The organism is Mycolicibacterium chlorophenolicum, from assembly GCF_001044235.1.
GTDB lineage: Bacteria > Actinomycetota > Actinomycetes > Mycobacteriales > Mycobacteriaceae > Mycobacterium > Mycobacterium chlorophenolicum.
Map to the genome: position 1 here is coordinate 62,017 of NZ_JYNL01000001.1, position 11,614 is coordinate 73,630.

The 11,614-nt window shown below is 71.5% G+C and carries 12 protein-coding genes; 7 read left to right on the forward strand and 5 right to left on the reverse strand.

Annotated features, from left to right (window positions below; genetic code table 11):
- Window positions 1-25 precede the first annotated feature (25 nt).
- From MCHLDSM_RS00270 to MCHLDSM_RS00285, 4 genes are read right to left on the reverse strand one after another with little or no spacing between them, the layout of a single operon-like run.
- Complete coding sequence (locus MCHLDSM_RS00270; RefSeq protein WP_048468323.1) at window positions 26-1,264, reverse strand: NAD(P)/FAD-dependent oxidoreductase; 1,239 nt, start codon at window positions 1,262-1,264, stop codon at window positions 26-28.
- A complete protein-coding gene (locus tag MCHLDSM_RS00275) occupies window positions 1,261-2,646 on the reverse strand; it encodes an NAD(P)/FAD-dependent oxidoreductase (RefSeq protein WP_048468324.1) in 1,386 nt (461 codons plus the stop codon). Before MCHLDSM_RS00275 ends, MCHLDSM_RS00270 begins: the two co-directional genes overlap by 4 nt.
- Entirely contained in the window at window positions 2,643-4,064 is a 1,422-nt protein-coding gene (locus tag MCHLDSM_RS00280) for an FGGY family carbohydrate kinase (RefSeq protein WP_048468325.1), read from the reverse strand. Before MCHLDSM_RS00280 ends, MCHLDSM_RS00275 begins: the two co-directional genes overlap by 4 nt.
- Entirely contained in the window at window positions 4,061-5,551 is a 1,491-nt protein-coding gene (locus tag MCHLDSM_RS00285) for an amino acid permease (RefSeq protein WP_048468326.1), read from the reverse strand. The genes MCHLDSM_RS00280 and MCHLDSM_RS00285 overlap by 4 nt, the downstream gene beginning before the upstream one ends.
- Window positions 5,552-5,691: 140 nt before the next feature.
- Here MCHLDSM_RS00285 and MCHLDSM_RS00290 point away from each other — a divergent pair, with 140 nt between their 5' ends.
- Genes MCHLDSM_RS00290 through MCHLDSM_RS00315 form a run of 6 tightly spaced genes read left to right on the forward strand, consistent with a single transcriptional unit; the run spans window position 5,692 to window position 9,724 of the window.
- A complete protein-coding gene (locus MCHLDSM_RS00290; RefSeq protein WP_048468327.1) occupies window positions 5,692-6,420 on the forward strand; it encodes a GntR family transcriptional regulator in 729 nt (242 codons plus the stop codon).
- Window positions 6,421-6,463: 43 nt separating this feature from the next.
- Window positions 6,464-7,096: a nicotinate-nucleotide adenylyltransferase gene (gene nadD, locus MCHLDSM_RS00295; protein ID WP_082168607.1), complete on the forward strand. Its 633-nt coding sequence runs from the start codon at window positions 6,464-6,466 to the stop codon at window positions 7,094-7,096.
- On the forward strand, window positions 7,093-7,473 hold the full coding sequence (gene rsfS / locus MCHLDSM_RS00300; protein ID WP_048468451.1) for a ribosome silencing factor: 381 nt from the start codon (window positions 7,093-7,095) through the stop codon (window positions 7,471-7,473). The genes nadD and rsfS overlap by 4 nt, the downstream gene beginning before the upstream one ends.
- Window positions 7,470-8,147: a glucosyl-3-phosphoglycerate phosphatase gene (gpgP, locus tag MCHLDSM_RS00305; RefSeq protein WP_048468329.1), complete on the forward strand. Its 678-nt coding sequence runs from the start codon at window positions 7,470-7,472 to the stop codon at window positions 8,145-8,147. Before rsfS ends, gpgP begins: the two co-directional genes overlap by 4 nt.
- Window positions 8,137-8,883 carry a diglucosylglycerate octanoyltransferase gene (gene octT, locus MCHLDSM_RS00310; protein WP_048468330.1) on the forward strand — a complete coding sequence of 249 codons (747 nt, stop codon included), beginning with the start codon at window positions 8,137-8,139 and terminating at the stop codon, window positions 8,881-8,883. The genes gpgP and octT overlap by 11 nt, the downstream gene beginning before the upstream one ends.
- Before the next feature lies 1 nt (window position 8,884).
- Window positions 8,885-9,724: a DegV family protein gene (locus MCHLDSM_RS00315; protein ID WP_048468331.1), complete on the forward strand. Its 840-nt coding sequence runs from the start codon at window positions 8,885-8,887 to the stop codon at window positions 9,722-9,724.
- A gap of 2 nt (window positions 9,725-9,726) precedes the next feature.
- Here the strand turns inward: MCHLDSM_RS00315 and MCHLDSM_RS00320 are convergent, their stop codons facing one another.
- Window positions 9,727-10,776 carry an NAD(P)H-dependent amine dehydrogenase family protein gene (locus MCHLDSM_RS00320; RefSeq protein WP_048468332.1) on the reverse strand — a complete coding sequence of 350 codons (1,050 nt, stop codon included), beginning with the start codon at window positions 10,774-10,776 and terminating at the stop codon, window positions 9,727-9,729.
- A gap of 31 nt (window positions 10,777-10,807) precedes the next feature.
- Between MCHLDSM_RS00320 and MCHLDSM_RS00325 the strand changes: the two genes are divergently transcribed.
- A complete protein-coding gene (locus MCHLDSM_RS00325; RefSeq protein WP_048468333.1) occupies window positions 10,808-11,614 on the forward strand; it encodes an SDR family NAD(P)-dependent oxidoreductase in 807 nt (268 codons plus the stop codon).

Sequence of the window (11,614 nt, forward strand, 5' to 3'; positions counted from 1 at the left end):
CACACTCGCGCCGAGGCGCTGGGCGCTAGGCGAACGAGACCGTGACGTCGCCGCCCTTGGGATCGGCGTCGGCGACCAGCGACCACGGCGCCCGGTAGACCCGCCCCGGCGCCGCGGGCCACAGCGTACGCGCGGTGCCCAGCACCCGGCTGTCCTGCACGGCCCGCAGCACCGGCAGCCGTCGGTACTCGTCGGTCCACAGCAGCAGATCGCCGCGCGCCGCAGTCCCGCCGTCCATCGAGACGAGTTGGGGCGCAGCCCATCTCAAGGGTGCCGTGACCCGGATGCGGGCGGCGGCAGGTTCCGGCTCCGCGGCGTCGCCGGTGCGCAGCCAGTGCCGCACCGCGGTCGCGACATGGCGCCCGTCCAGCGCCGCCCCGTCGGCGGTGTCCACCGGGTGCAGCAGGTTGCCGACCGCGAACACACCGGGGTGACTGGTCCGCAGCGCGGCGTCGACGGCCGGGCCGCGGGTCGCCGGGTCCATCTGCAGCCCCGCGGTCCGGGCCAGTTCGTGGTCGGGAATCCAGTCGCCGGTGAAAATCACGGTGTCGCAGGCGATCTCGTGGCGTTCGCCGCCGCGTTCCACGGTGACCGAACGCACCCGGCCCCTACCGTGCACGGCGACCAGCCGGGCGTCGGTCAGCACCGGGCCCTCGAGCAGCGCGCGGCCCGCCACGCGGAACGCGGCGTACGCCTCGGCGCGGGGATAACCGCTGACCATCGCCACCGTGGCGCACCCGGCCTCGCGCAGGGTCAGCACGGCCGACCAGCTGACCAGTTCCGCGCCGACGATGACGGCGCGGCTGCCGACGCGGCCGTGGTGCAGGTGGACGAGGTTCTGCAACTGACCGGTGGTGTAGACGCCGTCGGGCCGGTCGCCGGGGACCAACCGGGCCGGACGCGGCCGTTCCCGCGCGCCGGTCGCCAGGATCACTGCGTCGGCGACGACCGTGCGCACGCCGCGGGGCGAGGTGATCTGCAGCGTCCGCTCACCCGCCCACCCGGTGACCATCGCCTCGGTCTCCAGGCGTGCACCCGCATCGGTGGCCATCGCGGTGAGCCGCCGCGCGTACGCCGGCCCGGAGACGAACCGCCGCAAATCGCGCAGGCCGTATCCGGGATGGTCACTGTGCCGGGGGATTCCGCCGGTCTCGGCCTCCCGCTCGAGCACCAGCACCTCGCCGTCGACCTCCGGTGCCAGCGCCGCCGCGGCGGTCAGCCCGGACGGTCCGCCGCCGACGATCGCGACCGCGACGCGGTTCATCGCGCCGTCCCGGCGGCCAGCAGCTGCGCGGTGTGCGCGCCGCAGTAGAAGCCCTGGCACCGGCCGTTCATCACCCGGGTGCGCCGGCGCAGGCCGTCCAGGTCGGCGGGCGGGATCGGCGAGGCGAACGCGTCGCGGATCTCGCCGGCGCTGACCCGTTCGCAGAAGCACACGATGCGGCCGTACTCCGGGTCGTCGGCGACGCGTTCGGCATCCTGGTACGGCCGCACACCGACCTCGCCGATGTTCGGCATCCGCGGCGGCGGGGGCAGTCCGTCGCGTTCGGTGACGTCCACGCCGGCCTCGGCGAGCAGTCCGGTGACGTACTCGGCCACCGCCATCCCCGAGGTCAGGCCCGTGGACCGGATGCCGCCGACCAGCAGATAGCGGGCGGCGGCGTCGACGTCGATCAGGTAGTCGTCGTGATCGCTGGCGGCGCGCAGCCCGGCGTAGGTCGCGGTGATCTCCTCGTCGAACAGGGCGGGCATCAATGCACGCCCCTTCGACACCAGGAACTCGAAACCGCTCTCGGAGGTGCCGGTCGCGGTGCGGTCGGTCAGGTTCTCCGATGTCGGACCCACCATCACGTTGCCATAGATGGTCGGGCTGACCAGCACACCCTTGCCCCGCGACGACGGCACCGCCAGCACGATCACCGGCACCATCGGCCGGGCGAGCTTGTCGAACACCAGCAGCTCACCGCGCCGCGGTGTGACGGTGAAGCGCTGGTGGCCGAACTCGGCGTCGAGGAGGTCGGCGCCCAGGCCGGCCGCATTGATCACCCACCGGCCCCGCACGTCGCCGCGCGTGGTGTGCAGGGTGGTGTGCTCGGGTCCCACGGTCGCGCCGGTCACCCGGGCGCCGCGCAGCAGGATGGCGCCCCGGGCGACGGCGTCGGTGGCCAGCGCCAGGTTGGTGGTCCAGGTGCAGATGATCGACTCACCGGGCACGGTCAGTCCGGCCAGCGCGCCCGGCCCGAGATCGGGCACCCGGCGGTAGATCTCCTCGGTCTGCACCAGGCCGCAGTCGCGGTAGCCGTTGCGTTCGGCCTTGACCATCAGGCCGGGCAGCGCGTCGGCCTCCTCCTCGGTCCAGGCCACCAACATCGCGCCGGTGCGCTCGACCGGGATGCCGGTCTGCTCGGCGTACGCGCCGAGCAGGTCGTACCCGCGGGCCACCAGCCGGGACTCCAGCGTGTCCGGCGTGGCGTCGAAACCGGTGTGCAGCAGGGCGGTGTTGGCCTTGCTGGTGCCGTCACCCACGTCGTCGCGTGCCTCCACCAGCGTGACGGTCAGATGGGTGCCGGCCAGGGCCCGGGCGATCGCGCATCCGACGATCCCGGCCCCCACGACGACGACGTCGGCGGTGACGTCGGAACTCATGGCGTGCTCTCCTCTACGGCGTGGCGCCAACGCGCCAGGAACTCGGCGGCCTGTTCGGCCGGCCATTCCGGGTGGTAGGTGTGGTGCGGCGCCCAGGTGCCGACCGCGTCCGCGACGGCCAGACCGGGTTCGACGGCGAGTCGGGCGCAGGCCGCGGCGCCGAGCGCGGTGGCGTGCGGGGACGGATAGACGTCGACGGGCATCCGGGCGAGGTCGGCCTGCGCCTGCATCAGCGCCGCCGACCGGGTGAGGCCGCCGTCGACCCGCAGCCGGGTGAGCGGCCGCCCGAGGTCGGCGGACACCAGGTCGGTCAGCGCGGTCACCTGGGCGGCGATTCCCTCGAGCAGCGCGCGGACCAGGTGCCCCCGCTCGCTGGACAGGGTCATGCCGGTGAAGCTGGCGGTGGCTGCGGCGTTCCACCACGGCGCGGCCAGTCCGGCCAGCGCGGGCACGCAGAGCACGCCGTCGCTCGAGGGGGCGGCCACCGCGTCGACCTGGTCGGCGGCGGGCACCAGGCCGAGGTCGACGGCCCACCGGACGGCCGAGGCCGCGGTGTAGACCTGGCCGTCGACGCAGTAGGCCGTCTGGTCGCGCAGCCGCCAGGCCACCGATGTGGTGAGTCCCCACTGGGAGCGCACCGGCCTGTTGCCGAGCTGAGCCAGCAGGAACGCCCCGGTGCCGTACGTGCATTTCGCCGAGCCCGCCTCCAGGCAGCTCTCGGCGAGCAGCGCGGCCTGCTGGTCGACGATGAGTCCGCCCACGGGCAGCGTCGGCCCGAAAACGTCGGTTTGGCCGACGATCTGGTCGCAGGCCACGATCTCGGGCAGGGCCTCTCCGGACAGGCCGAACAGGGCGACGAGGTCTTCGTCCCACCCCGGGTCGTCGAGCGTCGTCAGCAAGGATCGGCTGGCGGTCGAGACGTCGGTGACGAACGCGCCGCACAGCCGGTGCACCAGCCAGGTGTCGGTCGTCGTCACGACGCCGTCGCGGGTGAGGTTCGCCCGCAGCCAGGCCATCTTGGGCGCCGAGAAGTAGGGGTCCAGCACGAGCCCGGTCCGCTGGGCGACGTCGGCGGCGTGGTCGGCCAGCGGCGCGCACAGTGCCTCGGCGCGGCGGTCCTGCCAGACGATCGCCGGGCTGAGCGCGCGCCCGCTGTCGCGGTCCCAGGCCAGCACGGTCTCGCCCTGGTTGGCCAGCGCCACGGCGAGCACGGGTACGCCCGCGTCGGCCAGCGCCCGCCGCCCCGCGGTGACGACGCTGTCGAACAGCGCGTCGGGGTCCTGCTCGACGCCGCCGCCGGGCAGGTACTGCGGGCGCAGGGCCACCTCGGCCAGAGCGCACACCCGGCCGCGGTCGTCGACGACGACCGCCTTGGTGCCCGAGGTGCCCTGGTCGATCGCCAGGATGTGTCCGGTCACTCCCGCAGCTCGGCGTCGATGGAAGCCATGGCGGGCATCGTCAGGCCGTCCCGGCCGCGCCGGATCAGCAGGTAGCCCAGGTAGGCGGCGCCGATGGCGACCATGACCAGCACGTAGGCCCAGGCCTGCTTGAAGGCGGCGTCACGGAACAGCGCCAGCTCGAAGGCCAGCCAGACGACCGCCACCACCAGGATCGGGATCTCCCACTTTCCGAGGTCGAACTTGCCGTTTACGGGAAGCGACGTGCGCTTGACCAAGTAGAGCACCACGGTCGAGGCGTACATCACTGCCGGGAGCAGTGTCGCGGCACTGAACAGTGTGAACAGCGCGGTCTCCGAATGCGCGAAGATCGCCAGGATCAGCTGGGCCAGAGCGAGGTAGAGCAGCGTGGCCTTGAACGGGGTGTGGAAGCGCGGCGAGATCTGGCTCCACTGCTGCCAGCCCGGGAACCGTTCGTCGCGGGACATGGCCCACGTCAGCCGCACGCCGGTGATCATGATGACCAGCCCGCAGGCGAAGATCGCGAGCACCACCATCAGCAACAGCAGTGTGGCCACCACCGATCCGAGCGTCGTGTTGATCACGTCCGCGATCGGGGTGCCCGACTCGGCCAGCGCGACGGGATCCCCGGCGGCCAGCGTCACCGCGATCAGGAACACGAAGCCCAGCACGCCCGAGGCGAGCACCGCGTTGCACATCGCGCGCGGCACCACCCGCTCCGGGTCGTGGGTCTCCTCGGCCAGGTTGGCCGCGGATTCGAAGCCGACGATCGTGAACGCGCCGAGCAGGAAGCCGAGCATCCACGGCCCGGCCGACGTCCAGTCCCCGAAGCTCCAGAACCCCTCGGCGGGCACGGCGCCCTTGCTGAACAGGTTCGAGATGTCCATGTCGCCGCGCACCGCGGCGACGACGAGCAGCAGCACGGTCAGCAGCGCCATACCCACGAGCTCGAGGGTGACCAGGCTGTTGTTGACCCGCTCGGCCCACGGCGTCGAGAACCCCACCAGCAGCGCCTGGATGACCAGCACGGCGGCCGTCATCACCCACGCGATCGTCGCGGTGCTCTCGTAGTCGAGCAGCACGGGCAGGATCGTCGAGGCGATCGTGTAGTCGACCGCCACGACGACGATCGCCAGGAACGTGAACGAGATCCACCCGATGATCCAGCCCAGGATCGGGTTCGCCAGCCGCGACATCCACTGGTAGTGGTAGCCGGTGACCGGGATCCGGGAGGCCAGCGCGCCGAGCACGAACGCCACCGCCAGCTGCCCGACCACCGCGATGGGCCACGTCCAGATCCCGACCGGCCCGGAGCTGTTGAGCACCGCCCCGTAGGTGGTGAAGATGCCCGTGGCGATCGAGACGAACGCGAACGCGACCGCGAACGACGCGAACCGGCCGGTTCTGCGTTCCAGCGACTGCGCATAGCCGAACTGGGCGAGCTCTGCCGAATCGCGGGAATCGCTGCGCGGCGACGGATCGGGCACGGGGCCTCCTGGAGTTGGTATAGACCATGTGGTTGAACCAAAGTATCGGGGTGCGGGCCGGGCCCGTCAACGCCACGCGGGCATCTTTTACCTGGCCGTCATGCACGCCTGCGGTCCGTCCGCGCGACTACGCTGCTGGGATGGCTTCGGGCACGCCGCTCTACATGTCGATCGCCGCGGACGTCCGCGACCGGATCGCCACCGAGCAGTTGGGCCCGCACACGCTGTTGCCGTCGGAGCGTGAGCTCGCCGAACAGCACGGCGTCAGCCGGATGACCGCGCGGCAGGCGCTGTCCCTGTTGGAGAGCGAAGGTGCGGTGTACCGCAAGCCGCCGCGCGGCACGTTCGTCGCCGAGCCGCGGGTCCGCTTCCACGTCGGCAGCTTCTCCGAGGAGGTCGCCCGGATGGGCCGACGGCCGGCCGCCAAGCTGCTGTGGGCCGAGCATCAGATCGCCAAGCCCGCCGTCCGCCGCGCGCTGGACCTGCCCGAGGGTGCTGCCGTGCACGTCTTCCACCGGCTTCGCAGCGTCGACGACGTGCCGTTCGCGCTGGAGACCACGTTTTTGCCGGCCGAGCTGACCCCCGGGATCCTCACCGAGCCCGACGACGGATCGCTGTGGGCGCTGCTGCGTTCGCGCTACGGCATCGAGCTGGCCCGGTCCACAGCCGTGCTGGAGTCGATCGTGCTCGACGACGCGTCGAGTGTGCAGTTGGGCGTGCGCGCCGGGTCGGCCGGCACCCTGCTCACGCGCAGTACCCGCGACGTGCAGGGCCGGTGCGTGGAGTACGCGCGCGACGTCTACCGGGCCGACCGGGCGGCGTTCGAGGTCTCGGAGGATCTGGGCGCGGTCCGGCTGTCCTCGGTCTGAGCGCACCCGCGGGCTCGTTTTCGGTCCCGTAAGCTCGCTATTCGTGCAGTCGCGACGGCGTCTCGGGGTGATGGGCGGGACCTTCGACCCCATCCACAACGGGCACCTGGTCGCGGCCAGCGAGGTGGCGGACCTGTTCGACCTCGACGAGGTGGTGTTCGTCCCGACCGGGCAGCCGTGGCAGAAGCGCAGCCGGCCGGTGACGGCCGCCGAGGACCGCTACCTGATGACCGTCATCGCCACCGCCTCCAATCCCCGCTTCTCGGTCAGCCGCGTCGACATCGACCGCGGCGGGGCCACCTACACCAAGGACACGCTGCGGGACCTGCGGACGCTCAATCCCGATGCCGATCTGTACTTCATCACCGGCGCGGACGCGCTGGCGTCGATCCTGTCGTGGCAGAACTGGGAGGAGATGTTCTCCATCGCGCGCTTCGTCGGGGTCAGCAGGCCCGGCTACGAGCTCGACGGCAAGCACATCTCCGCCGCCATGGCCGAGCTGCCCGCCGACGCGCTGCACCTGGTGGAAGTGCCCGCGCTGGCCATCTCGTCCACCGACTGCCGCGAGCGCGCCGAGTCGTCGCGCCCGATCTGGTATCTGGTGCCCGACGGCGTCGTGCAGTACGTCTCGAAGAGAAACCTCTATCACCGCCCCACCGAAGGAGACCGCCCCTGACCGCCACAGCAGAAGCCATCCGTATGGCCGAGGTCGCCGCGCGCGCGGCCGCGGCCAAGCTGGCCGACGACGTCGTCGTCATCGACGTGTCCGACCAGCTCGTCATCACCGACTGCTTCGTCATCGCCTCGGCGTCCAACGAACGCCAGGTCAACGCGATCGTCGACGAGGTCGAAGAGAAGATGCGCCGGGCCGGGTACAAGCCGGCGCGGCGTGAGGGCACCCGCGAAGGCCGGTGGACCCTCCTGGACTACGTCGACGTGGTGGTGCACATCCAGCATCAGGACGAGCGCAATTTCTACGCCCTGGACCGGTTGTGGCGCGACTGCCCGCTGGTGCCCGTCGATCTGGACGGCGCGGCCGAGGACGGCCTGTGACGATCCGCAGGCTGGTGATGCTGCGGCACGGCCAGACCGAGTTCAACGCCGGCAGCCGGATGCAGGGTCAGCTGGACACCGAGCTCTCCGATCTGGGTCGTGAGCAGGCCGTGGCCGCCGCCGAGGTACTCGCCAAACGGCAACCGCTGCTGATCATCTCGTCGGATCTGCGGCGTGCGCTGGACACCGCGGTCGCCCTCGGTGACCGCTGTGGTCAACCGGTGAACATCGACGCCCGGCTGCGTGAGACACATCTCGGGGACTGGCAGGGGATGACGCACCTGGAGGTCGACGACGTCGCCCCCGGCGCCCGGTTGGCCTGGCGGGAGGACGCGCGCTGGGCCCCGCACGGCGGCGAGAGCCGGGTCGACGTCGCCGACCGCAGCCTGCCGCTGGTGCGCGAACTCGTCGCCGGTCAACCGGAGTGGGGCGTCGAGGATCCGGATCGACCGGTCGTGCTGGTGGCGCACGGCGGCCTCATCGCGGCGCTGACCGCGGCGCTGCTGCACCTGCCGGTCGACAACTGGCCCGTGCTGGGCGGCATGGGCAACGCGAGCTGGGTGCAGCTGGCCGGGCACACCCGTGCCGGCGGGGTGGCCGGCCAGTTCGACGACATCCGCTGGCGCCTCGACGTGTGGAACGCCTCGGCGCAGGTCGCCAACGATGTCCTCTGAGGCGGACTCCGGCCGCAGAACCCTGCTGATCTTCTGCGATTCGCTGTCCTACTACGGTCCGACCGGTGGGCTGCCCGCCGACGATCCGCGTATCTGGCCGAACATCGTTGCCGAACACCTGGATTGGGACGTCGAGCTGATCGGCCGGATCGGCTGGACCAGCCGCGACGTGTGGTGGGCGGCCACGCAGGACCCGCGGTCGTGGGCGGCGCTGCCACGCGCCGGAGCGGTGATCTTCGCGACTTCGGGGATGGACTCGCTGCCCTCGCCACTGCCGACGGCGCTGAGGGAACTGATCCGGTACGTGCGGCCGCCGTGGGTGCGGCGCTGGGTGCGCGACGGCTACGCCTGGGCGCAACCCCGGCTCTCGCCGATCGCCCGCGCCGCGCTACCCCCGCATCTGACGGTCGAGTACCTCGAGATGACCAGGGCGGCCATCGATTTCAACCGGCCCGGGATTCCCGTCGTGGCGTCTTTGCCCTCGGTGCACATCGCCGCGACCTACGGCAAGGCCCACCACGGCAGGGCCGGCACCGTCGCGGCCCTCACCCGCTGGGCCGGCGAGCACGACGTGCCGCTCGTGGACCTCAAGGCCGCGGTCGCCGAACACGTGCTGAGCGGGCGCGGGAACCCCGACGGCATCCACTGGAACTTCGAGGCCCACGAGGCGGTCGCCGGGCTGATGATCAAGGCTCTCGCCGAAGCCGGTGTGTCCGTGTCGGATTCGCGGAGCTGACGTGCCGGTGGTGGTGGTCAGCGACTCGTCGTCGCGGCTGGGCACCGATGACGAGAAGCGCTGGAACATCCGCGAGGTGCCGTTGCACGTCCTCGTCGACGGCGACGATCTGCGCGACGGCGTCGACGAGATCCCCTACGACATCCAGGACCGAGCCAAGGTGACCACGGCGGGGGCCAGCCCGGTCGACCTGGAGGAGACGTACCGGCAGGCGCTGGCCGACAGCGGCGGCGACGGCGTGGTCGCGGTGCATCTGTCGGCCGCGCTGTCGAGCACCTACAGTGCGGCGGTCACGGCCGCGCGAGAGTTCGGATCGTCGGTGCGCGTGGTGAACTCGCGCTCGGCGGCGATGGGCGTCGGGTTCATCGCCGGCGAGGCGGCCCGCTGCGCGGCCGCGGGCGGGGACGTCGACGCCGTGGAGGCGGCCGCCCGCGCCGCCCGGGCGCGCTCGCACGTGTTCCTCGTCGTGCACCGGCTGGACAATCTGCGCCGCAGCGGGCGTATCGGCACCGCATCGTCGTGGCTGGGCACCGCACTGTCGCTCAAACCGCTGCTGCGCCTGGATGTCGACGGCCGGTTGGTGCTCGATCAGCGCATCCGCACCGTGAGCAAGGCACACGCCGCGCTGGTGGACCGGGTGGTCGATGTCGTGGGTGAGGCGCCTGCCGACCTGGTGGTGCACCACGTCGACAACCACGACGCCGCCGACGAGCTGGGAGCCGCACTGACACAACGGCTTCCGCAGTTGACCTCGCTGACCGTCGCCGACATGGGTCCGGTGCTGTCGGTCCACGTGGGTTCCGGAGCGGTCGGGGTGGCCGTGCAGGTCGCCGCGCGCTGAGGTCAGACCGCCGCGCGGCCGGTGATCGGCGGCAGGTCGGCCAGCGTGACGATGCCCGGCGGCGCGGCGACGACGGCGGGCACCGCGTTGGTCACCGGCATCGCGGTGTAGATCATGCCCAACCCCATGAACCCCGGCTCGGTCCAGTCCCTGGGCGGCAGGCAGTGCACGACCGTGCGCATGTTGGGTATCCCGAACACCTGCACGACGTGGCCGTGCTCGAGCGGCTTGGGCGGGCTCACGTGCTCACCCATGATCCAGTTGAACCCGACGCTGACCACGTTGCGTTCGCCGACCCAGCCGCGGTGATAGCCCATCACCCCGGCGACGGTGCCCTCGGGGATCGTCATGAAACCGAGGTCGCTGTCCCCGGTCGCGGCGGTGAACGTCACGTCGAAGGTCATCCGGTCCAGCGTCGCGCCGATGGCGTCGGCCATCATGGCGGCCGATTCGGCGAACACCTCGCTCTCGCGGCGCACGCTCTCGGCCAGGCCCGGGGTGTCGGGGTCCTGGGAGAAACCCATCGCGGTCTGGGTCCCGGCCGACTCGTAGGTCGAGCAGTCCACCGACTCGGTGATGCGGATCTCGTCGACGCGCTCGCAGGCGCCGCTGAGGACCATGCCCACCAGGTTCGACATGCCCGGATGCGCGCCGCTGCCGAAGATCGTCGAATCACCTCGCTCGCAAGCGGTTCGGATGCGGTGCAGATCCTCGGGTGACTGCTTGCCGCCGGTGATCCACGCGGCCGACGAACACACGTTGACGCCGGACTCCAGCAGGCGGACCAGCTCGTCGATGCTCGGCCACAGCGGGTTGTAGCAGCACGCGTCGGGCTTCAGCGCGACGAGCTCCTCGATGTCGTTCGTCGCGCGCACCCCGGTCGGTTCCGGCCAGCCGGCGAGTTCGGCCGCGTCGACTCCGACCTTGTCCGCGCCGTGCGCATAGACCCCGACGAGCTCCATGTCGTCGCGGCCGATGATCGCGTGCAGCGAGCGGCGGCCGATGTTGCCGGTGGTCCACTGGATGACGCGCAGAGGTTGCTGGGTCGGCATGGCGTCAACCTACCGCCTCTAAGGTGGCCAGATGACTGACTCGACACTCGTGGCTGTCGTGACCGGTGCCAGTCGCGGCGCGGGCCGCGGCATCGCCACCGCCCTGGCCGCCCGCGGATGGCGGGTGTACGGCACCGGCCGCAGCATCGACGAGGACCCGGGCTGGGGCGTCGGGGTGCGGGTGGATCATCACGACGACGACGCCGTCGGGGCGCTGTTCGAGCGGGTCGGGGACGAGGCCGGCCGGCTGGACCTGCTGGTCAACAATGCCGCGGTGATCTCCGATGACCTGGTGGGGCCGGAACCGTTCTGGCGGAAGCCGCGTGGCCTGGCCGACGTGCTCGACGTCGGGTTGCGGTCCTCCTATATCGCGTCGTGGTACGCCGCCCCGCTGCTGACGGCGCGGGAGCGGGCGCTGATCGCGTTCACCTCCTCACCGGGGTCGGTGTGCTACATGCACGGGCCGGCCTACGGCGCCCAGAAGGCCGGCGTGGACAAGATGGCCGCGGACATGGCGGTCGACTTTCGCGGCACCGGGGTCGCGACGGTGTCGATCTGGATGGGCATCCTGCTCACCGAGCGGCTGCGCCGCGCCTTCGACGGAAAGCCCGATGCCCTCGCAGACTTCGCCGGGCAGGCCGAAACCCCGGAGTTCACCGGCTATCTCATCGATGCACTGTTCGCCGATCCCGGTCTCGACGAACTGAGCGGGCGCACCGTGATCGGCGCCGAACTGGCCCGCACCTACGGACTCACCGATGCCGACGGTCGCATCCCGCCGTCGCACCGGGAGATGCTCGGCGCGCCGCGCGAACCCAGTTCGGTGATCGTGCGTTGA